The organism is Allobosea minatitlanensis (assembly GCF_964020775.1).
In genome coordinates, this window is record NZ_OZ224509.1 from 4198926 (window position 1) to 4220646 (window position 21721).

Consider the following 21721-nt stretch of genomic DNA (forward strand, 5'->3'; position numbering starts at 1 on the left):
GGCTCGGCCTCCCGTCATGATCCTGCACCGCCGCCGAATGTGCCGTCCGCGAGGGCCGCGAGCGCTGCGGCGAGCCGGTCGGGCCCGATCTCGAAGCAGGCGAGATTCGCGGTGTAGACGAGCAGCGCCCGCGCCGCGCGGCCGGGATAGATCTCGCGCAGCAGCGCGGCATAGGCGGCAAGCTGGGCAACCGTCGAAGCGGGAACCGCGTCGATATCGGCCGGCGGCCGGGCCGCCGTCTTGAAATCGGCGATGATGATGCTGTCTGGCGTGATGGCGAGCCGGTCGATCCGCCCCGAGATCGCGCGCACCGACCCATCCGGCAGCCGGATCGCGCCGCAAACAGGCGCTTCCGCCAGAGCATCGCTGGCGAAAAGCTCCGCGAGCGCCGACGCGGCGAGCAATTCGAGCGCCATCGCCGCGATCTCCCGACGCCGCTCCGGCGACAGGGCGCGGCCGCGCGCCTCGGCCAGGGTCAGCGCCGTCTCCGCGCGACGCTCCGCCGGCACCTCCGGCAGGACCTGGAGCAGGAGATGCGCCAGCCGGCCGGCGGCCGCCGCCTCGGCCAGGAACGGCCCGTCGCCCGGCCGCTCCTCGCCATTGGCGGCGGCGAGCGCGCCGGAGGGCTTCAGCGGCGGCAAGGGCTCGGCCTCGCGCGCGACCGGGCGGGCGAGCCAGGCGGGCGTCGCGGCCTTCACCGCATCGTCGGTCTTGGTTTCGGTATCCTCGGGCGGCGCGGGCGGCGTCACGCTGAAGCGCAGGATCGCCTCGTCGCCGATCTCCTGCAAGCCCGCCTCGGAGGCGGCGAGCCCCTCGGCGATCATCGCATACCAGCTCCCCTCGGGCGCCTCGCCCCTGGGCTGGGCCGCGCAGACGATCAACCGGTCCTCGGCGCGGGTCATGGCGACATAGAGCAGGCGGTGATGCTCCTCGACCATCTGCTCGACCACGACCGCCTTGGCGGCCATCGTCGCGGGCGTATCCTCGGCCGAGCCCGGCGGCCAGATCGGCACGAGCGCGCCGCTCCCGGTCGGAACGGCGAGGATCTTGGGCAGGCGCCGGGCGCCGGGCTCGGGGCCGAGATCGGCGAGAATGACGATCTTCGCCTCCAGACCCTTGGAGCCGTGCACGGTCATGACGCGGACCTCGCCGGCGCTGGCCGAGAGATCGCGCTTCACATCGGCGGCGCTGCCGGTGACGTGCTGGAGGAAGGCGGCAAGGGAGGGGCCATAGCGCCGCTCATGATCAAGGGCGGCGCCAAGAAAGGCATCGAGCGCGTCGCCGGCTTCGGCGCCCAGCCGCGCCAGCGCGAGATTGCGCCCGCCGCCAGGGCCGAGCAGATCGGCGAAGAAGCGGAACGGGCCGCAACGGCCGGCCTCGCGCGTCCAGTGGACGAGCTTCGCCTCAGCGGCGGCATAGCGCGGCTCGCTTGCGGCCGCCTCCTGCAAGGCGGCGCGCAGCGAGCCCTTGCGGCCGGGCGCGAGGCGCAGCAGGTCGTCGTCGTCGAGGTCGATCAGCGGCGTCTTGAGCGCGGTCGCCAGCGTCAGGTCGTCCTCCGGCAGCAGGAGCGCCCGGCCGAGCACGACCAGGTCCTCCACCGCCGGGTGCTCGGCCAGCGTCAGGCGGTCGCGACCGGCAACAGGCACCTGGGCATCCTTCAATGCCTTGACGATCGCCTCGAACAGCGCGCCGCGCTGGCGCAGCAAGATCATGACGTCGCCGGGCCTGAAGGGGTGGCCGCGATCGTCGCGGCGGGCGCGATGCCAGCGCTGCAAGGTGCGGGCGATACGCTCGGCGAGCTTGACCGTGCCGCTGCGGCGCTCGGGCGCGTCGACCGGAGTGGTCCAGGCATCGGGCGGTTCGCCCGTGTCATTGGCGGCGAGCGGCCAGATATCGACCGTGCCGGGTGCGCTGCGGCGGACGGTGTCATGGGTCTCGGGCCGCGGCGCGCCGTCGAAGACGAGGCCGCGCGCATGCTCGGGCAGGGCGAAGACGGCATCGACGGCCTGCATGATGTCCGGCGCCGAGCGGAAGGAGGTGTTGAGGCTGATCGCCTCGAAAGCGAGCTCGGCGGCCGCGATCCGCCGCTCCAGCGCGCGCCGCTCCTCGCCGAAGGCGGCGGGCGCGGCACCCTGGAAGCCGTAGATCGACTGCTTCTCGTCGCCGACAACGAAAATGGTGCGTGGCTTCGGCCTCAGATCGCCGCCGCTGACGAACTCCTCGGCGAGCTTGCGCAGGATCGCCCATTGCGCCTCGCCGGTGTCCTGCGCCTCGTCGAGCAGGATGTGGTCGATGCCGGCGTCGAGCTTGTAGAGCACCCAGGCCGCCTCGACCCGCTCCAGCAGCGAGCGCGTGCGCGCGATCAGGTCGTCATAGTCGAGCAGCGAGCGCAGGCTCTTCTGGCGCTGGTAGGAGGCGAGCATCCGCGTCACCAGCAGAGCGAGCGCCGCGCTGCGGTCGCGGATGGCGATGGCGTTCAGCCGCTCGCCCGCCGCCAGCACGAGCGCCGCCAGAGCCTCCAGAGCGGCGAGCAGAGCACCGTCCAGCTCCGATTTGCCGCGGCCGCGAATATGGGTGTTGATCGTGCCGGCATCGGTGATCAGGCCGCGGCGGCAGAAGGTGACCGGATCGCCATCGTCCTGTCCCGCCAGCAACGCACGCAGATTGGTGGCGCAATTCTGGCGCGTCGTGCTGCCGGCGCCGAGCGCCTCGATCAGCGCCGGCAGACCGGGGAGCGCGGCCAGCTCGGCGCGGAAAACGGCCTTGACCGTCCCGGCATCGAGATCGGGCGGAATGCCGAGGAAGGCGGCGATGCCGGCGCGCATCTCTTGCGGGTCGCGGGCGCGGCCGGTCTCGTCGCTGAACAGGGCGCGCTGGCGCAAGGCTTCCTGCACCATGGTCTCGAAGGAATCCTGCGCCGCCAGCCGCGCCAGCAGGTCGAGCGCCCTGGCCTCCGCCCCCTGCGGATCGGCGGCGACGAGAGCGAGCAGGTCGCGGCGCGCCTCGCGCAACATCTCGGCCTGGGCCAGATCATCCGCGACCTCGAAGCGCGGCGGCACATTGGCCTCGAAGGGCGCGGCCTGGAGCACGCGGGTGCAGAAGGCGTGGATCGTCTCGATCCTGAGGCCTCCCGGCGTCTCCAGCGACTCCGCGAAAAGGCGGCGGGCCTTTGCCTGCTCGGCAAGGGTCGGTGCTTGGCCGGTCAGTTGCGTCAGCGCGCGGCGCAGGCTCTCCGCGTCGAGCGTCGCCCAATTGCTCAGCGCCTTGAAGATGCGGTTCGCCATATTGGCGGCCGCGGCCTTGGTATAGGTGATGCAGAGCATGCGCCCGGGCGGGACGCCGTCGAGCAGGAGCCGCAGCACGCGATTGACCAGCACATGGGTCTTGCCCGAGCCGGCATTGGCCGAGACCCAGGCGGACAGCCCCGGATCGGCGGCCAGCGCCTGGCGCTGGTTGGTTAGCGGCGGGACGATCCAGCCCGGCTTCACGGCTCGCCTCCCTCGTCACCGCCGCCGGGCGCGGCCGACCATTCCTTGACCCGGGCGAGCTGGTCATAGGGGCTGGCATAGCGGATGTAATCGGGCGCGCGGCGCGAGACGTAAGCCTCACGGCCGGAGCGCAGCGCGTCGAGATGCCTGATGAGGTTTTCGAGATGCCGCGCGGCGACGTCGGCCAGCGATTCCTCGCCGAAATCGAGCGGCTTGTCCTTGGCCCAGCCCTTCGGGTCGTGGTGCAGCTTCATGTAGAGCAAGGCGGAAACAGGCGTCGGCCCGGCGAGCCCCTTGAAGCCGGCGCGGGCGGCGAGCTCCGCTTCCAATGTGAGCTGGGGCGCAAAGCCTTTCTCGACCTGCGCCTTGCTCGGCGGCACCCCGGTCTTGAAGTCGACAATGCGCAGGCTGGGCTCGCGGGTGAGCTCGACCCGGTCGGCGCGGCCATGCAGGCGGAATTCGCTGCCATCGGCCAGCCTGAAGCTCGCGCCGGTGCCGAGTTCGACGCCGATACGGGCGATCCCGCCGCGGCGGCGCTCCTCCCAGCGGATGAAATGGCCGGCCGTCAGCAGGAAGCGCGGCCACCAGAAGGCGCGCACCTCGGGCACGTCGTCATAGGCGCGGAAGAGGCGGTTGCCGATGGCCACGACCTGCGCCAGCGCATCGGCCGGCAATTGCTCGGGATAGGTCTTCGTGAAGTCCTCGACGATGCCGTGCAGCAGCTTGCCGCGATCCTGCGCGGTCGGGTCCTCGATCAGCGCGTCGAGCGCATCGAGGCCGAGGATCTTGCGGGCATGGATCTGGTAGGGATCGCGATAGAGCGTCTCGACCTCGGTGACGCTGAGCGAGAGCGGCTGCAGATCGCGCGGCGGGCGCGGCGCCGGGCGCGCCACCGGCTTGGCACCGGCCGGGGCGCTGAGCAGGGCGGCGAGGCCGCGCAGCGTCTCGCCCTCCGCCAGCGCCTTCTGCCAGACCGGCGCCGGCGTCACAGCCTGCAGGCGCTGCCAGAAGCGCGAGGCGATGGTCTCCGCCTCGCCGGCTTTGCGCGGGCGGGTCAGCGTCACCGAACGGGCCATCAGCGCCTGGACGAAATCATGCGCCGTCTGGCCGATGCGCCGCTCCGGCGGCGTCAGGCCGAGCTCGGCGCGCATCGGCCGGTTGATGAAGGAATCGGTCGTGGTCTGCGGCGGCCAGACGGTTTCGTTGAGCCCGCCGAGCACGATGTGGTCGGCGTCGAGCAGGCGCGCTTCGAGCAGTCCCCAGATCGCGACGCGCGGATGGCCGGGCACCTTGCGCGTGACAGTGCGCTCGCCCAGCAAACCGTCGAGGATCGCGACGAAATCCTGCGCCCGGCCGCCCGGCGGCATCACGGCCTCGGCGGCGGCCAATTCGTCGAACAACCCTGAGAGTGCCTCGCCGTCAGGACCGACGAAAGCGAGAGGCTGGCCGGCCTCGCTTGCGCTGAAAGCGATGACCGCAGCGCGCGCCGCCGCGACGACCGCCGCCAATGACGGCTCTTCGAGGAAGAGCGCTTCGAGCAACGGGGCGCTCGCCCGCTCGACGGCACGCAGCAGCGCTGTTGCCGTGGCGCGATCTTCGATCGTCAGCCGCTCGCGCGGCCGGGGCACATGCCGCCCTTCGCGCAATGCGTCCCATTGGTCGAGCGCGACATGCAGGCCGGCGAGCCCCCGGCCGACCGCATTGCCGCGCCAGACGCCGATTTCGAGCGCGGCCGCTCCGCGCGCCACCGCCTCGCGGCCCAGGCCCAGCCGGCAGAGCGGATGGGCGAGCAGCGGCACCAGCGCCAACGGTGTCATCTGCGCCAGCGCCGCCTCCAAAATCAGCCGCAGCAGCGAGCCGGCCGGCCAGCGGCCGAGCGGGAGGCCAGCGGAATCGTCGACCTCGACGTCCCAACGCTTCAGCTCGACCGCGACGCGCTCGGCGAGTCCGCGATCCGGCGTCACCAGCGCGGCATGATGGCCGGGCTGCTCCAGCGCCTCGCGCAGCGCCAGGGCGACGAGCAGGGCCTCCTCGCGCTCATCGGCCGCCTCGACGATGCGCAAGCCGGCGAAGGCGGTTTCGGCGGTCGCAGGCGGAACGCGCTGGCCGAGATCCGACCAGAGCTCGGTGACGGAGGCCGGCAGCATCGCCTCGCGGGCGATGGCGGCGCGGGCTGCGCGCGGCGCATCCGGCTCGGCAAGCTCGCGCACATCGTCGCGCGTCGCTTGAAGCACCTCCAGCAGGTGATGCAAGGCCGCCTGCGGGTGCGAGGGGGCGGGTTCGTCCTTGATCGCGGTCCAGGCCCGTTCCGGAAGAGCGAGGTCGATGCCGGGCAGCACCACCGCTCCGTTCGGCAGCCGAGCGATGGCCGCCAGAAGCTCCGCCGTGGCCGGCACCGTGCCGGTCGAGCCGGCCGCGATGATCGGCCCCTTGGCGCCGCCGGCGAGCAGGCGCTCGCGCTCGGCCGCCAGCATGCGGTTGCGGAAGGCGGCGGGGTCGCAGGCGCCCTGCTCGGCGAGGATCTGCGGCCAGGTCTCGCCCAGAATGCCGAGGAAGCCGGCATTGAGCTGCCAGACGGTGTCGAAGCGCGCCGCATCGAGGTTACCCAGCCGGTCGACCGGCACGCGCTCGGTCTGCATCTGGTCGAGCAGGGCGGCGAGGTCGCCGGCGAGGCCATAGGCCTCGGCCAGCGTCGCCGGCACCAGGGCGGGCTCCGACGGATCGAGCCGGAGATGGCTGCGATTGGCGCTGCGGCCCCAGGCATCGACCAGCCGGGTCAGCAGCATGCGCCGCGCCAGCGGCTCGATCGGCGCGACGCGCTCGCCCACCCAGGCGCCGGAGCCGATCAGCGCCGTCTCGGCCTCGTCGACATCGCCGAGCGGGACGATGCGCGGCAGCAGCAGGGCCCGGCCTTCGAGCTTTCCCACCAGGATCGCGGTGAAGGCGCGCGCGGCGCGGCGCGTCGGCAGGTAGAGCGTGGCGCGCGCCATGGCGGCGGGGTCGGCCGGGTCGTGAATCGCCCCGAAGCGGCCATCCAGCATCGCCTGCGCCAGCACCTCCAGGAAGGGCGCGCCGGCCGGGATGCTGAACAGGTTGAGCTCAGGCATCGACCGGCTGGGCGGCGGCGAGCGCGGCCTCGGCCGGCGCGATCGCCTCGGGCGTGCCGACATGCAGCCAGCGCCCTTCCAGCACCTCGCCGAACAGCCGGCCCTTCGCGATGGCGCGGTCGAAGAGCAGGTTCAGCGAGAACGGCCCGTCGGGCGTATCCGCGAACAGCTCCGGCTTCAGGATGGCGACGCCGGCATAGGCCCAGGGCGCGCGCGCCGCCGCGCCGCGGCGCGTCAGGCGGCCATCCGCAGCGCGAAAGAAGTCGCCGGCGCCGTCGAAGCCGAGGCTGGTCTCCATGTCGGCGAGCAGGAGCAGGATATCCATGCGCTCCGGGTCCCAGGCCCGCAGCATCGCCGGCAGGGCGGGCCGGCCGGTCTCGCGCCAGAGCGCATCGGAATTGGTGTGAAAGAAGGGCGCCGTGCCGAGCAGCGGCAGCGCCTTCTTCACGCCGCCGCCGGTATCGAGCAATTCGCCGCGCTCGTCGGAGATGGCGATGCGTGGATGTTGCCGGCCGGCGAGATGCGCCTCGACCTGGCCCGCGAGGTGATGGACGTTGACTACCGCCTGCTCGACGCCCGCCTCGGCCAGCCGGTCGAGCATATGGTCGAGCATGGCCCGTCCGCCGATCCTGACCAGCGGCTTCGGCAGCGTGTCGGTGATCGGGCGCATGCGCTGGCCGAGCCCGGCCGCAAGCACCATGGCCCGGCGGATCGGCGGCGAGGATATGGTCACGCGAATCTCCCTGTGCTTCGGCACAGGCTAGAGCATTTTCGGGCGAAATTGACACTGGTTCGCGTCACGGGCGCAACGCAGGGCGATTGCCTATGGATTCCGCCCACTGTGCGTCATCCCGGGCGACCGGAGGGAGACCCGGGATCCATGCCTGAGCATTTCCGGTTCAGGCATGGATCCCGGATCTTCGCTTCGCTTCGTCCGGGATGACCCCGTGGCGGGGCGCGGAGGGTCGGAGCTGATCGGCTTCGAGATCATATAAAGACATCTTTATATCTTTGATTGCCTTCCGGCGACGGGGCTGCTAGAGAGCCCGCCAGTTTCAGACCGAGCGATTGGAGCCCCCCGTGTCGGATTACATCGTCAAGGACATCGCGCTTGCGGATTACGGCCGCAAGGAAATCAACATGGCCCAGGACGAGATGCCCGGGCTGATGGCGATCCGCGAGGAATACAAGGGCAAGGCCCCGCTCAAGGGCGCGCGCATCGCCGGCTGCCTGCACATGACCATCCAGACCGCCGTGCTGATCGAGACGCTGAAGGAGCTCGGCGCCGATGTGCGCTGGTCGTCCTGCAACATCTTCTCGACCCAGGACCACGCCGCCGCCGCGATCGCCGCGACCGGCACCCCGGTCTTCGCCGTCAAGGGCGAGACGCTGGAGGAGTACTGGGAATACGTGCTCAAGACCGCGACCTGGGGCGATGGCGGCACGCCGAACATGATCCTCGACGATGGCGGCGACCTGACCATGCTGATCATCCTCGGCGCCGAGGCCGAGGCCGGCAAGGCCGATTTCCTCGACAAGCCGGGCAATGAGGAAGAGACGATCTTCTTCAAGCTGATCAAGCGCCAGCTCAAGGACAATCCGGGCTGGTTCACCAAGACGCGGGCCGCGATCAAGGGCGTCTCGGAGGAGACCACCACCGGCGTCCACCGCCTCTACGAGCTCGCCAAGGCGAACCGCCTGCCCTTCCCGGCGATCAACGTCAACGACAGCGTCACCAAGTCGAAATTCGACAATCTCTATGGCTGCCGCGAGTCGCTGGTCGACGCCATCCGCCGCGGCACCGACGTGATGATGTCGGGCAAGGTCGCGGTCGTCGCCGGCTATGGCGATGTCGGCAAGGGCTCGGCCGCCTCGCTGCGCCAGGCCGGCTGCCGCGTGCTCGTCACCGAGGTCGATCCGATCTGCGCCCTGCAGGCGGCAATGGAGGGCTACGAGGTCGTGACCATGGAAGACGCCGCGCCGCGCGGCGACATCTTCTGCACGGCGACCGGCAATCTCGACGTCATCACCGTCGACCATATGCGCGCGATGAAGCACCGCGCCATCGTCTGCAACATCGGCCACTTCGATTCCGAGATCCAGGTCGCGGGCCTGAAGAACTTCAAGTGGGACAACGTCAAGCCGCAGGTCGACGAGATCGAGTTCCCCGACGGCAAGCGCATCATCCTGCTCTCGGAAGGCCGGCTGGTGAATCTCGGCAACGCCACGGGCCACCCGTCCTTCGTGATGTCCTGCTCGTTCTCGAACCAGACGCTTGCCCAGATCGAGCTGTGGAACCACCACGCCAATTACGAGAACAAGGTCTACACCCTGCCGAAGCATCTCGACGAGAAGGTCGCGGCGCTCCACCTCGCCAAGGTCGGCGCCAAGCTGACCAAGCTCAACGAGGCCCAGGCGAAATATATCGGCGTGCCGCAGGCCGGCCCGTTCAAGCCGGAGCACTACCGCTACTGACATTCCGGCAGCCGCCGGAGAGGCGAGGCCCGGCGCAAGCCGGGCCTTTCGCATTTCGGGAGCGTTCCGGGAACAAGCCAAGAACACAATTTATGGTATGCGGTTCCCGGCCAGCCACCAATCCTTGATCGACCTGGAGACACTCTCCCAAGGTCAGCCAAATTCTCTCCGTTTACCGGCGATTAAGCACTTCCTGACGGAGTCGGGCGATGATTACAGTGGACCTGATTCGGGGGCCCGAGACGGCGCGACCCCGGCTCAAGCTCTGATGTGATTGGCGTGGTGGCGCGCGTGTATCGGTCGCCGGAGAGGGTGAAAAGCCCGGCTCCGCGACACCGATTCCGGCGACACCTGCGATATTGGCGGCTCCGGCCGCCCGAGAGGCGACGGACGCGGAATGACAAGCGCGAGGCGACAGGGACGAGAGGACGGCCGGCGGCCGCGCAGGCTCCTGCCCGCGAGATGCCTGCCCGCCCTCGCTCTCCTGCCCGCCCCGGCCTTGGCCCAGAGCGGCTGGCTCGCCCCGGCCAGGCTCGACCTGATGAGCACGGGCGCGCTCTCGATCATCCTCGCCGGCCTCACCGTCTTCGCCACGACGACCTCGCTGGTCTATGTCCGCGAGCGCGCGCGCTGGCAGCGGCGCGAGGCGAAGCTCGCCAGCGAGCTCGAAGCCGCGCGCGGGCATCAGGAGCGGCTCTCGATCCTGCTCGCCGCCGACCCGCAGGTGATCGCGAGCTGGAACGGGCGCGACGCGCAGCCGGTCTTCGAGGGCGACAGCGGCTTCCTCGGCGCGCCGGGCGCGGCGCTGGCGCTCGCCTATGGAAGCTGGGCGGCGCCGGCCGACGCCAAGCGGCTCGAACTCGCCACCGACGCGCTGAAGGACAGCGGCGAGGCCTTCGCCTTCACGATCCGCAGCAAATCCGGCCCCTTCGTCGACATCGAGGGCCGCCCCGTCGCCGGGCGCGCCGTGATCCGCTTCCGCGAGGTCACCGGCGAGCGGGCCCAGGTGATGACGCTGCGCAGCGAGCTGGAACGCGTCACCGCCGACCATGCGGCGCTGGCGAGCCTGCTCGCCGGGCTGCCGCATCCGGCCTGGATGCGCGACGCCGACGGGCGGCTCGCCTGGGTCAACGGCGCCTATGTCGGCGCGGTCGAGGCGACCGACGCCGGCACCGCGGTCAAGGGCGGGCTCGAGCTGCTCGACCGCAACGAGCGCGAGGCCGCCGCCCGCGCCCGCCGCGAGGGCAAGCCCTTCACGATCCGCACCCCCGCCGTCGTCGCCGGCCAGCGCCGGACGCTCGACGTGGTCGAACTGCCGACCCCGACGGGCTTCGCCGGCTTCGCCACCGACATGAGCGAGCTGGAGGCGGTCCGGGCCGATCTGCAGCGCCAGATGGACGCCCATGTCCGCACCCTCGACCGGCTCAAGACGGCCGTCGCCGTGTTCGACGGCGCGCAGCGGCTGCTCTACCGCAATTCCGGCTTCGACGCGCTCTGGTCGCTCGACCCCGGCTTCCTCGACGGCCAGCCGAGCGACGGCGAGATCCTCGACCGGCTGCGGGCCGAGCGGCGCCTGCCCGAGCTCGGCGACTACCGGAGCTGGAAGGCGGGCGTGCACGCGGCCTACACCGCGACCCGCGCCAACGAGGACTGGTGGTACCTGCCCGACGGGCGCACCATCCATGTCGTCTCCAGCCCGAACCCGCAGGGCGGGGTGACCTATCTCTATGACGACGTCACCGAGCGCTTCACGCTGGAATCGCGCTTCAACGCCCTGACCCGGACCCAGCGCGAGACGCTGGATTCGCTGCGCGAGGGCGTCGCCGTGTTCGGCTCGGACGGGCGGCTCAAGCTCTCGAACCCGGCCTTCGCCCAGTCCTGGCGCATCGATGCCGACATGCTCGCCAGCGCGCCGCATATCGACGAGGTGGTCAAGCTCTGCCGGCCGCTCTTCCCCCAGGACGAGGTCTGGCGCGAACTGCTGAGCACGGTCACCGGCGTGCGCGACGCGCGCGAGGACTATCGCTGCCGCATCGAGCGCCGCGACGGCACCGTGCTCGACATCGCCGCCGCGCCGCTCCCGGACGGCGCGACGCTGATCTCCTTCGCCGACGTCACGGCGAGCGTGAATGTCGAGCGGGCGCTGACCGAGAAGAACGAGGCGCTGGAGAAGGTCTCGCGGCTGCGCGAGGACTTCGTCCACCACGTCTCCTACGAACTGCGCTCGCCGCTGACCAACATCATCGGCTTCGCCCAGCTCCTCGGCACCGAGACGGTCGGCGCCCTCAACGAGAAGCAGCGCGACTACACCTCCCATATCATGCGCTCCTCGGGCGCGCTGCTCGCCATCATCAACGACATCCTCGACCTCGCCACCATCGACAACGGCGCGCTGGCGCTCGACATCCAGGAGGTCGACGTGGCCGACACCATCGCCCAGGCGGCGGCGGGGCTGCACGACCGGCTGACCGACAGCAAACTGGCGCTGAAGGTCGAGATCGACCCGCGCACCGGCTCGCTCCGGGCCGACGGCAAGCGCCTGCGGCAGGTGCTGTTCAACCTGCTCTCCAACGCGATCGGCTTCTCCTCGCCCGGCCAGACCGTGCAGGTCACCGCGACGCGGCAGGGCAGCGACATCCGCCTCACCGTCGCCGATCAGGGCCGCGGCATCCCGGCCGAGGTCAAGGAGAAGGTGTTCGAGCGCTTCGAGAGCCATTCGCTCGGCTCCAGCCATCGCGGCGTGGGCCTCGGCCTCTCGATCGTGCGCTCGATCGTCGCTCTGCATGGCGGCCATGTCGAGCTCGACTCGACGCCGGGGCAGGGCACGCGCGTCACCGCGATTTTCCCGGCCCAGGGCCTGCCGCTCTCGGACGCCGCCGAATGACGGAAGAAGCCCGCGCGGCCGGCACGCACCGGCTCCTGCTGGCGGACGAGGCGGCGACCGCGCGCCTCGCCGCCGATATCGCCGCGATCCTCAAGCCCGGCGACATCGTCGCGCTCTCGGGCCATCTCGGCTCCGGCAAGTCGCTGCTCGCCCGCGCCATCCTGCGCGAACTGGCCGGCGATCCGGCGCTGGAGGCGCCGAGCCCGACCTTCACCCTGGTGCAGAGCTACGACACGCCGCGCGGGCCGGTGCTGCACGCCGATCTCTACCGGGTGCGCTCGCCGGACGAGCTCGACGATCTCGGCCTCGTCGAGGATGTCGACCAGGCGGTGATCCTCGTCGAATGGCCGGACCGGGCCGGCGAGCGCCTGCCGGCCGGGCGGCGCCTCGACATCGTGCTCGACGTCGACCCGGACAATCCCGAGACCGGCCGCATCGCCGACCTCGCCGGCGGCGTGCTCTGGAAGCAGCGCCTCGCCATCGCGGTCGCGGCGCGCCGGCTGATCGACAAGGCCGGCTGGGGCGAGGCGCGGCGCGACTTCATGCTGGGCGACGCCTCGACGCGCGCCTATGAGCGCCTGACCCGCCCCGATGGCGAGACCGCCGTGCTGATGATCTCGCCGCCGCGCCCGGACGGGCCGCCGATCCGCATGGGCAAGCCCTACAGCGCCATCGCCCATCTCGCCGAGACGGTCGAGGCCTTCGTCGCGATGGATCGCGGCCTGCGCTCGCTCGGCTATTCGGCGCCGGAGATCCTGGCCGAGGACCTCGACACCGGCCTGCTGCTGATCGAGGACCTCGGCAGCGAGGGCGTGCTCGACGCGGAAGGCCGGCCGATCGGCGAGCGCTACGAGGCGACGGCGCTGCTGCTCGCCGACCTGCACCGCCACACTTTGCCGACGATCCTGCCGGTGGCGGAGGGACGCGACCACATTATTCCCGACTACGACAAGCAGGCGCTCGCGATCGAGACCGAGCTGATCCTCGACTGGTACGGCCCGCATATCGCGGGCGTGAGGCTGCCGGCGGTGACGCAGGCCGAGTTCGGCCGGATCTGGGGCTCGCTCTTCGACGAGATCCTGGCGGCGCCGGCGACCTGGACGCTGCGCGACGTCCATTCGCCCAACCTGATCTGGCTCCCCGGTCGGGAGGGCCTCGCCAAGGTCGGCATGATCGACTTCCAGGACGCCGTGCTGGGGCACCCCGCCTACGACCTCGTCGCCCTCGGGCAGGATGCCCGCGTCGACGTTCCGGCCGCGCTGGAACTCAGGCTGCTCGCCGCCTATGGCTCGGCCCGCCGGGCGGAGGCCCCGGATTTCGACCTCGCCGGCTTCGCCCGCGCCTACGCCATCCTCGGCGCCCAGCGCAACACCAAGATCGCCGGCATCTTCGCCCGCCTCGACAAGCGCGACGGCAAGCCGGGCTATCTCAGGCACCTGCCGCGGATCGAGGCCTATCTGCGCCGCAATCTGGAGCATCCGGCCCTGGCCGAGCTGAAGGGCTGGTACCAGGCGCATATGCCGAAGCTGTTCGAGGCGTCCGGCGAGGCCGGCTAGAGTTTGCCGCGTTTCCGTGAAAACGCGGGTCATCCCGGACGGAGCGAAGCGAAGATCGGGATCCATGCCTGAACCTCCTTCGGCTACGCTCCGGCATGGATCCCGGGTCAAGCCCGGGATGACCGCGTGGTTCCGTGCAAGATCGGCCCGCTCCAGCGAGGCCCGATGATTCGAGCGATCGGAGCCGCACCTACTCGCCCTCGCCGAAGCGATCCGCGATCAGCGCGCTCAGCGCCTGCAGCGCCTCGCCGGCCTCCGGCCCCTTGGCGACGATGGTGATGGTCGAGCCGATGCCGGCGCCGAGCGTCAGAACGCCCATGATCGAGGTGGCGCCCACCGTCTCGCCGCAGCGGCTCACCGTGACGTCGGCGTCGAAGCGGGCGGCGCATTGCACGAATTTCGCCGTGGCGCGGGCATGCAGGCCCTTCTTGTTGACGATCTGGAACTCGCCATGGAGGGCGCCGGACGGGATTTCGGTTTCGGGGCAGTCGCAGTCGTCGTCCATCCCGGCCTTCCGCCCGTCCTTTATTTTCCGGCCAGCACGCGGCTGGCGACGGTGATGTATTTGCGCCCCGCATCCTGCGCGCTCGTCACCGCCTCGTCGAGTGTCTTTTCCTCGCGCACGCTGGCGAGCTTGATCAGCATCGGCAGGTTGACCCCGGCGACGACGTCGACGCGGCCCGGCTCCATCACCGAGATGGCGAGGTTGGAGGGCGTGCCGCCGAACATGTCGGTCAGAATGACGACGCCGCGGCCGCTCTCGACCTGCTCGACGGCGGCGATGATGTCGCGGCGGCGGCTTTCCATGTCGTCATCGGGCGCGATGGCGATGGTGGCCAGGTTCGCCTGGGGGCCGACAACATGTTCGAGGGCCGCGCGGAACTCCGTCGCCAAATGCCCATGAGTCACGAGGACCAGTCCGATCATTCCATCCAGCACCGGAGAGTGCCCATCGGCACCCGGACAAGGTGGCGGTTTATGCGGCAGGTGCGAAATAATCGCAAGCCACTTGCGACCAAAGGCGCCGAAATCATGGCCGATCAGTCGCGGCCTGTGAACAAGTCGAGGGCCGCCAGCACCAGCCGCTCGTCGCCGGCACGTCCCGCCACGCGCAGGCGCGGCAGGTCGATCCCGCACAGGTTGTCCACCAGCTCCTCCGGCTCCGGCATCCGCGCCGGCTCCTCGCCGGTCAGGTCGACGACCAGCCGGATCACGGCGGCCGGCGTCGCCGGCTCCGGCGTGAGGCCGAGGCCGCGGCGCTCGACGATGCCTTCCAGCGGCGCCACCGGGCGGGCGATCAGCCGACCGCCCCGCGCCGCCAGCGCCGTCCGGTCGTCGGCGACGAGCCGGCCGAAGCGCCCGCCCAGCCCGGCGAGCCCGATCAGCGCCAGCGCGAGCGACGACTTGCCGCTGCCCGAAGGGCCGCGCAGCAGCAGCCCGGCCTCGCCGACGGCGATCGCGCTCGCATGGACGCGCTCCTCGCCGGCCTGCCGCGGCGCCGGCTTGCGCACCGGGTCAGGCGGCATGCTGATAGGCGGCCGGCAGGCGGACGATGAAGCGGGCGCCGAGCCGCGGCGCCTCGCCATCGGCCCCGGCCGGGCCGAGCCGGTTCTCGGCCCGGATCGAGCCGCGATGCGCCTCGACGATCTGGCGCGAGATCGAGAGGCCGAGGCCGGAATTCTGGCCGAAGCCCTCGTTCGGGCGGTCGGTGTAGAAGCGCTCGAAGATGCGTTCCAGCGCGTGCGGCTCGATGCCCGGCCCCTCGTCCTCGACCGTGACCAGCACGTCGTTGGCGACGCGCGAGAGCACGACGCGCACCGTCCCCTCGGCCGGCGAGAAGGAGCGGGCATTGTCGATCAGGTTGACCATGACCTGGCCGATCCGCGAATCATGGCCGATCACCAGGAAGGCGTCGTCGCCGAGCTTCTGGCTGCGGCGGTCGGCCGAGAGCTCGATCCTCGCCTGGCCGTCGCGGCGCGTCTCGTTCTGGATCGTCACCACCGCTTCCAGCACCTGCGCGACGTCGACGGGAGCGGAGTCGTTGCGGGCCAGCTCGGCGTCGAGGCGCGAGGCGTCGGAGATGTCGGAGATCAGCCGGTCGAGCCGGCGCACATCGTGCTGGATGACGGAGAGCAGCCGCCCGCGCGATTCCTCGGTCTTGGCCCGCGGCAGCGTCTCGACGGCGCTGCGCAGCGAGGTCAGCGGGTTCTTCAGCTCGTGGGCGACGTCCGCCGCGAAGCTCTCGATCGCCTCGATGCGGCTGTAGAGCGCCTTGGTCATGTCGCGCAGCGAGCCCGAGAGATGGCCGATCTCGTCGTGGCGGCTGCCGAAATCCGGGATCTGCTCGCGCGACTTGACGCCCCGGCGCACGCGCTGGGCCGCGTCGGCGAGCTTGCGGATCGGCTCGGCGATGGTGCCGGCGAGCAGCACCGAGAGCACGATCATCACCCCTGCCGCCACGGCGAAGACCTGGAAGATGGCGAAGCGCTCGGAGGCGATGACCGCGTCGATGTCGCCGCCCTGCGTCGAGAGCAGCAACGCGCCCTTCACCGCCCGGAAGCGCTGCACCGGCACCGCCACCGAGACGATGGTCTGGCCGCGGGTGTTGACGCGCACAACGCTGGCCGGCGCGCCGTTGAGCGCGCGCGCCACCTCCGGATAGGACTTGCCGTTGGCGTTCTCGAAATCGTCATAGGCCGGCACGTCGGCGCGGCCGAGCTTGTTGCGCAGCATGTTCCAGGTGCGCTCGAGCAGCGGCGGCTCGTCCGGCTCGCCGACGCGCGGCAGGTCGAGGCGCAGCACGTCGCCGCGCGAATACAGGCTGCGCGAGTCGATGGTGAGCAGCCCGTCCTTGTCGTAGACGCGGGCGCGGGTCTTGGTCGGCGTGACGAGCCGGCGCAGCAGCGGCGCGACCTTCTCGGGATTGATCGAGAAGTCGAGCGGGTCGTCGGCGATGCCGGCGCTCTCGCCGGCCTGCAACTGCAGCAGCTTGTCCGGGTCGATGGTGATCGTGTCGGTCTCGACCGTGGCCGAGGCCGCGATCGCGCCGGCGATGATCTCGCCCTGGGTCAGCAGGCTCTGGACGCGCGCCTCGATCAGGCCCTCGCGGAACTGGTTGAGATAGAGGAAGCCGAGCAGCAGCGCGAAGAGGCCGCCGAGATTGAGCACGACGATGCGCCGCGTCAGGCTGGAGGCGGCGCGCAGCGAGACCGCGCGCCCCATGCGGCGCCAGACCAGGCCCAGGCGGCGCCTCGCGGCCCCGCTCCAGCGATGTGACGACGCAGGCGCTTCGTTGTCGAGCGTTGCCATGCTCTGGATCTGTCCTCAGGCTTCTCGTCCGCTCCCGGACGGCCGGCCCGGCCGGCGGCTGGTCTGCTTCGCCCCGGGCGGAGCCGCCTCAGGTTTCCTTGAAGCGATAGCCCACGCCGTAGAGCGTCTCGATCATGTCGAACTCGGGGTCGACCTGATTGAACTTCTTGCGCAGCCGCTTGATGTGGCTGTCGATGGTACGGTCGTCGACATACACCTCGTCGTCATAGGCCGCATCCATCAGGGCGTTGCGGCTTTTGACCACACCGGGGCGCTGCGCCAGCGACTGCAGGATCAGGAACTCGGTGACGGTCAGCGTCACCGGCTCGCCCTTCCAGGTGCAGGTATGGCGCTCGGGATCCATGCGCAGCAGGCCGCGCTCCAGCGCCTTGGCGTCCTCGGCGCGGGCGGCGACGGTGGCGTCCTTGGCGCCGGCGCGGCGCAGGATCGCCTTGACGCGCTCGACCAGGAGGCGCTGCGAGAAGGGCTTCCGGATGAAGTCGTCCGCCCCCATCTTGAGGCCGAAGAGCTCGTCGATCTCCTCGTCCTTCGAGGTCAGGAAGATCACCGGCAGGTCGGATTTCTGGCGCAGGCGCCGCAGCAATTCCATGCCGTCCATGCGCGGCATCTTGATGTCGAAGATCGCGAGATCCGGCGGGTTCTGCTTCAGCCCGTCGAGGGCCGAGGCGCCATCCGTGTAGGTCATGATCCGGTAGCCCTCGGCTTCGAGCGCGATGGAGACCAACGTCAGGATGTTACGGTCGTCATCGACCAGCGCAATCGTTGGCATAAGGCTTTCGTCTCTGCTCTGTTGCAATAAACGGGTCCACTCCCCTGCGAGAGCGGCCAAAGGATGGCAGCAATCTAGCGGCTCGGAGGCGGATTCGCTATGGCTGAACGCCTGAACGCCGCAACTGTTCGCGCGCGAGGCGGCAAACCGGCCGCCAGCAGGGAAGCCGCACCGATGACCGAGACGATCGCCCCCGCCGCCATCACGCCGCGCGGCCTGGAACTCGGCGGCGCGGCGCCGGAGGATTTCGAGCCCGTCGCCATGGCCAGGCTGACGCTGCGCAAGGCCCGCATCGCCGCGCTGGCGACGCTCGACCCGGCAAGCGGCTTCCCGCTCGCGACGCTGACCAACATCGCCACGGACGTCGACGGCTCGCCGCTGTTCCTGGCCTCGAAGCTCGCGCTCCACACCCGCAACATCGAGGCCGACCCGCGCATCTCCGTGCTCGTCTCCTCACTCGGCAAGGGCGACCCGCTCGCCAACTCCGCCCGGCTCAGCGTCGTCGGCCGGGCCGAGCGTTGCACCGACGCCAATGCCCGGCGCCGCTTCCTCGCCCGCCATCCCAAGGCGAAGCTCTACGCCGATTTCCCGGACTTCTCGCTGTTTCGCGTCACCGTCCTCGGCTTCCATCCCAATGGCGGCTTCGCGCGCGCCGGCGAGATCGCCACGGGCGAGGTGCTGCTCGACCTTGCCGGCTGCGAGGCGCTGGTCGCCGCCGAGGACGGCGCCGTCACCCATATGAACGAGGACCACGCCGAGGCTCTGGCGCTCTATGCGACCAGGCTGCTCGGCCTGCCCGGCGGACGCTGGAAGGCGACGGGGCTCGACCCGGAAGGGCTCGACCTCGTCTGCGGCGACGAGAGCGGGCGTCTGGTCTTCCCCGAGCGGGTCGGCGACCCGGCCGCGCTGCGCCGGGTGCTGGCGCAACTGGCGCAGGAGGCGCGCAACCGTCTCTAGCAGCCGGCTGCGCTTTTGCGGAACCGCGGGTCATCCCGGACGTAGCGAAGCGGAGATCCGGGATCCATGCCTCAACCCATGCCGGAAAGGCTCCGGCATGGGTCCTGAGCAAGCCCGGGACGAGCCGCGCGCTTCCCGATAAAATCGGCATGCCCGAGTCCGCCGACGCGGCCGGGCCGACGGAGCGGGAGCGACATCCGCCGGCCCCTGTCCCGCGCCGTGGAATTCAATCGATTTAGGTCAAAACCGTCCGATTTTTGCGATTCCGGCGGGCTTGAGCGGCGTGACGCGGGGGCTTAAAGACCGGACACGGCCGCGAGGCCGCTGCCCGGGCCTGTCCAGAGGCCCGCGCGCATCCGTTCGACAACAGGCTGGCCCAGGCAGGCCGCCGCCGGAGGATTTCAGTGGACAGCATCGGTCAGTTCAACGCCGCCCAGGGCGCCGAGGGTTTCGGCTTCCGCAAGCTCAAGGCCGTGTACTGGAACCTGGAGGCGCCGCAGCTCTACGAGGAATCGCTGCGCCGGGGCGAATCCGAGCTGGCGCGCGGCGGCGCGCTCTGCGCCGATACCGGCAGCCACACCGGCCGCTCGCCCAAGGACAAGTTCACGGTGCGCGACGCGCTGACCGAGAACAGCGTCTGGTGGGACAACAACCAGGCGATGAGCCCTGAGCATTTCGAGACGCTGCTGGCCGACTTCATCGCCCATGCCGAAGGCAGGGAGCTGTTCGCGCAGGACCTCTATGGCGGCGCCGACCCGGCGCATCGCGTCAGGGCCCGCGTCTATACCGAGCTCGCCTGGCATTCGCTCTTCATCCGCAACCTGCTGATCCGCCCGGCGCGCGCCGAGATCGACGCCTATGTGCCGGAGATGACGATCGTCGACCTGCCGAGCTTCAAGGCCGATCCGGCCCGCCATGGCTGCCGCAGCGAGACCGTCGTCGCCATCGACTTCACCCGCAAGATCGTGCTGATCGGCGGCTCGGCCTATGCCGGCGAGATGAAGAAATCGGTCTTCACCTATCTGAACTACGTGCTGCCGACCAAGGGCGTGGTGCCGATGCACTGCTCGGCCAATGTCGGCGCCGACGACGATTCTGCCATCTTCTTCGGCCTCTCCGGCACCGGCAAGACCACGCTCTCGGCCGATCCCGAGCGCACGCTGATCGGCGACGACGAGCATGGCTGGTCGAAGGACGGCATCTTCAACTTCGAGGGCGGCTGCTACGCCAAGACGATCCGCCTCTCGGCCGAGGCCGAGCCGCAGATCCACGCCGCCTCGCTGCGCTTCGGCACGGTGCTCGAGAACACCGTGATGGACCCGATCACCCGCGAGGTCGATTTCGACGACGAGAGCAAGACCGAGAACACGCGCTCGGCCTATCCGCTCGACTTCATCCCCAACGCCTCGCGCACCGGCCGCGCCGGCATCCCGAAGAACATCGTGATGCTGACCGCCGACGCCTTCGGCGTGATGCCGCCGATCGCCAAGCTGACCCCGGCGGAGGCGATGTACCATTTCCTCTCCGGCTACACCGCCAAGGTCGCCGGCACGGAGCGCGGGCTGACCGGCGTGCAGCCCGAGTTCTCGACCTGCTTCGGCTCGCCCTTCCTGCCGCGCCACCCGTCGGAATACGCCAATCTGCTGCGCGACTTCATCGCCAAGCACCATGTCGATTGCTGGCTGGTCAATACCGGGTGGACCGGCGGCCAGTACGGCACCGGCCGGCGCATGCCGATCCGGGTGACGCGCCGGCTGCTTTCGGCCGCGCTCGACGGCTCGCTCAACCGCGCCGATTTCCGCCGGGACCCCTATTTCGGCTTCGCCGTTCCCACTTCGGTGCCCGGCGTCGAGCCGCATATCCTCTATCCGGTGAAGACCTGGGCCGACAAGGCCGCCTTCGCCGAGACGGCCGACAACCTCGTCGGCATGTTCGCCAAGAACTTCGCCAAGTTCGAGGCCCATGTCGACGACGCGGTGAAGGCGGCGGCGCCGAGCAATTCGCTCGCGGCCTGAGGGTTCCTCAACCGCGTTGCGCGTCATCCCGGACAAGCGGAGACCCGGAGACCCGGGATGACGCGATTTGGGATGGCTCGCCAAATCGGATAGGAGAGGCGGCCATGGGCCGCCTCTTTTTCCTCGTGCTGAAGCTTCTCCTCACCCTCCTGATCCTCGGCACGGCGCTCTGGGGCGGCGGCTTCCTGTATTTCCGCCTGCCCGGCGCGATGGCGGGCGTCGCCGCGATCGGCTTCGGCCTCGCGGGGCTGGCCGGGCTCGTCGGAATCTGGACCAGCGATGTGCGGCTGCCGCTCGGCTTCGCCGTGCTCTTCATCGGCCTGCTGTCCTGGTGGAACGGCTTCAAGCCCTCGCATGACCGCGACTGGATTCCCGAGCTCGCGCGGCTGCCGACCATCGCGCGCGAGGGCGACGTGCTGACGGTCTCGAACCTGCGCGACTTCCGCTGGCGCAGCGAGGAGGATTACGACCAGCGCTGGGAGACGCGCCGCTACGACCTGTCGAAGATCACCGGCACCGACATCTTCCTGAGCTACTGGGCGGGCGAGTCGATCGCGCATCTGCTGGTCTCCTTCACCTTCTCCGACCAGGCGCCGCTGACTTTCTCGGTCGAGATTCGGCGCGAGAAGGGCGAGGAGTATTCGGCGCTGGCCGGCTTCTTCCGCAGCTACGAAATGGCCTATGTCGCCGCCGACGAGCGCGACATCGTCGGGCTGCGCACTAATGCCCGCCACGAGGATACCCGCCTCTACCGGCTGACGGCCTCGCCGGCGCAGTCGCGCGACCTGCTGCTGGCTTATGTGGAGGACGTCAACGAGCTGGCCGCGCGGCCGCGCTGGTACAACACGCTGATGACCAACTGCACCACCGTGGTCTATCACCTCGTCGGCACCGTGGCGCCGGAATGGAAGTTCTCGCTGCCGCTCGACCCGCGCGTGCTGCTCTCCGGCTATCTCGCCGGCTATCTCCAGCAGATCGGAGCGCTCCGGCAGGATATCCCGCTCGACGAGCTGACGCGGCGCGCCCGCATCAGCGACAAGGCGCGCACGCTCTCGCTCGACGATCCGGACTTCTCGGCGAAGATCCGGGAGGGCGTGCCGGCGGCGCGGCCCTGACGGGCCGCCCGCACCCTGCCCCGCG

At 70.3% G+C, this 21721-nt stretch carries 14 protein-coding genes; 6 read left to right on the forward strand and 8 right to left on the reverse strand.

What is annotated here, in order from left to right; genetic code table 11:
• Positions 1 to 14 precede the first annotated feature (14 nt).
• The 3 genes from addA to ACWH43_RS20670 are packed head-to-tail and all read right to left on the reverse strand — an operon-like array spanning position 15 to position 7295.
• Entirely contained in the window at positions 15 to 3488 is a 3474-nt protein-coding gene (gene addA / locus ACWH43_RS20660) for a double-strand break repair helicase AddA (RefSeq protein WP_158448201.1), read from the reverse strand.
• Positions 3485 to 6595 (reverse strand): double-strand break repair protein AddB, encoded by a 3111-nt coding sequence (gene addB / locus ACWH43_RS20665; RefSeq protein ID WP_260349091.1) that lies wholly within the window; start codon positions 6593 to 6595, stop codon positions 3485 to 3487. Before addB ends, addA begins: the two co-directional genes overlap by 4 nt.
• The gene (locus tag ACWH43_RS20670; RefSeq protein WP_158445933.1) at positions 6588 to 7295 is read right to left on the reverse strand and encodes a nucleotidyltransferase family protein; all 708 of its coding nucleotides are present in this window, start codon (positions 7293 to 7295) and stop codon (positions 6588 to 6590) included. Before ACWH43_RS20670 ends, addB begins: the two co-directional genes overlap by 8 nt.
• A 368-nt stretch (positions 7296 to 7663) precedes the next feature.
• On the opposite strand from ACWH43_RS20670, the gene ahcY reads away from it, so the two are divergent.
• The 3 genes from ahcY (at position 7664) to tsaE (ending at position 13510) form a co-directional block, all read left to right on the forward strand.
• On the forward strand, positions 7664 to 9070 hold the full coding sequence (gene ahcY / locus ACWH43_RS20675; RefSeq protein WP_375797021.1) for an adenosylhomocysteinase: 1407 nt from the start codon (positions 7664 to 7666) through the stop codon (positions 9068 to 9070).
• 499 nt (positions 9071 to 9569) lie between these two features.
• The gene (locus ACWH43_RS20680) at positions 9570 to 11954 is read left to right on the forward strand and encodes an ATP-binding protein (RefSeq protein ID WP_448153615.1); all 2385 of its coding nucleotides are present in this window, start codon (positions 9570 to 9572) and stop codon (positions 11952 to 11954) included.
• Positions 11951 to 13510, forward strand: coding sequence for a tRNA (adenosine(37)-N6)-threonylcarbamoyltransferase complex ATPase subunit type 1 TsaE (tsaE, locus tag ACWH43_RS20685; RefSeq protein ID WP_158445929.1), 1560 nt, complete (start codon positions 11951 to 11953; stop codon positions 13508 to 13510). Before ACWH43_RS20680 ends, tsaE begins: the two co-directional genes overlap by 4 nt.
• Positions 13511 to 13700: 190 nt before the next feature.
• Here tsaE and ACWH43_RS20690 read toward each other — a convergent pair whose 3' ends face one another.
• The 5 genes from ACWH43_RS20690 to ACWH43_RS20710 form a co-directional block, all read right to left on the reverse strand.
• Complete coding sequence (locus ACWH43_RS20690; RefSeq protein WP_158445928.1) at positions 13701 to 14015, reverse strand: HPr family phosphocarrier protein; 315 nt, start codon at positions 14013 to 14015, stop codon at positions 13701 to 13703.
• Positions 14016 to 14035: 20 nt separating this feature from the next.
• Positions 14036 to 14437: a PTS sugar transporter subunit IIA gene (locus ACWH43_RS20695; protein WP_158445927.1), complete on the reverse strand. Its 402-nt coding sequence runs from the start codon at positions 14435 to 14437 to the stop codon at positions 14036 to 14038.
• Between the two features lie 113 nt (positions 14438 to 14550).
• Entirely contained in the window at positions 14551 to 15036 is a 486-nt protein-coding gene (locus ACWH43_RS20700) for an HPr kinase/phosphorylase (RefSeq protein ID WP_260349088.1), read from the reverse strand.
• The gene (locus ACWH43_RS20705; protein ID WP_158448203.1) at positions 15026 to 16819 is read right to left on the reverse strand and encodes a stimulus-sensing domain-containing protein; all 1794 of its coding nucleotides are present in this window, start codon (positions 16817 to 16819) and stop codon (positions 15026 to 15028) included. The genes ACWH43_RS20700 and ACWH43_RS20705 overlap by 11 nt, the downstream gene beginning before the upstream one ends.
• 88 nt (positions 16820 to 16907) lie before the next feature.
• Positions 16908 to 17609 carry a response regulator transcription factor gene (locus tag ACWH43_RS20710; RefSeq protein WP_448153616.1) on the reverse strand — a complete coding sequence of 234 codons (702 nt, stop codon included), beginning with the start codon at positions 17607 to 17609 and terminating at the stop codon, positions 16908 to 16910.
• Between the two features lie 174 nt (positions 17610 to 17783).
• Here ACWH43_RS20710 and ACWH43_RS20715 point away from each other — a divergent pair, with 174 nt between their 5' ends.
• The 3 genes from ACWH43_RS20715 to ACWH43_RS20725 all read left to right on the forward strand — a co-directional run bounded on the left by ACWH43_RS20715 (position 17784) and on the right by ACWH43_RS20725 (position 21696).
• Positions 17784 to 18566 carry a HugZ family pyridoxamine 5'-phosphate oxidase gene (locus tag ACWH43_RS20715; protein WP_158444624.1) on the forward strand — a complete coding sequence of 261 codons (783 nt, stop codon included), beginning with the start codon at positions 17784 to 17786 and terminating at the stop codon, positions 18564 to 18566.
• Between the two features lie 404 nt (positions 18567 to 18970).
• The gene (locus ACWH43_RS20720; RefSeq protein WP_158444623.1) at positions 18971 to 20581 is read left to right on the forward strand and encodes a phosphoenolpyruvate carboxykinase; all 1611 of its coding nucleotides are present in this window, start codon (positions 18971 to 18973) and stop codon (positions 20579 to 20581) included.
• A 104-nt stretch (positions 20582 to 20685) separates the two neighbouring features.
• Positions 20686 to 21696, forward strand: a complete 1011-nt coding sequence (locus ACWH43_RS20725; protein ID WP_158444622.1) for an Lnb N-terminal periplasmic domain-containing protein — start codon at positions 20686 to 20688, stop codon at positions 21694 to 21696.
• Positions 21697 to 21721 lie beyond the last annotated feature (25 nt).

Bases quoted from the DNA above. Each gene is read 5' to 3' on its own strand.
- ACWH43_RS20695 (WP_158445927.1), bottom strand. From the start codon at position 14,437: ATGATCGGACTGGTCCTCGTGACTCATGGGCATTTGGCGACGGAGTTC.
- ACWH43_RS20725 (WP_158444622.1), top strand. From the start codon at position 20,686: ATGGGCCGCCTCTTTTTCCTCGTGCTGAAGCTTCTCCTCACCCTCCTG.
- ACWH43_RS20690 (WP_158445928.1), bottom strand. From the start codon at position 14,015: ATGGACGACGACTGCGACTGCCCCGAAACCGAAATCCCGTCCGGCGCC.
- tsaE (WP_158445929.1), top strand. From the start codon at position 11,951: ATGACGGAAGAAGCCCGCGCGGCCGGCACGCACCGGCTCCTGCTGGCG.
- ACWH43_RS20700 (WP_260349088.1), bottom strand. From the start codon at position 15,036: ATGCCGCCTGACCCGGTGCGCAAGCCGGCGCCGCGGCAGGCCGGCGAG.
- addB (WP_260349091.1), bottom strand. From the start codon at position 6,595: ATGCCTGAGCTCAACCTGTTCAGCATCCCGGCCGGCGCGCCCTTCCTG.
- ACWH43_RS20710 (WP_448153616.1), bottom strand. From the start codon at position 17,609: ATGCCAACGATTGCGCTGGTCGATGACGACCGTAACATCCTGACGTTG.
- ACWH43_RS20715 (WP_158444624.1), top strand. From the start codon at position 17,784: ATGACCGAGACGATCGCCCCCGCCGCCATCACGCCGCGCGGCCTGGAA.
- ACWH43_RS20705 (WP_158448203.1), bottom strand. From the start codon at position 16,819: ATGGCAACGCTCGACAACGAAGCGCCTGCGTCGTCACATCGCTGGAGC.
- ACWH43_RS20670 (WP_158445933.1), bottom strand. From the start codon at position 7,295: ATGGTGCTTGCGGCCGGGCTCGGCCAGCGCATGCGCCCGATCACCGAC.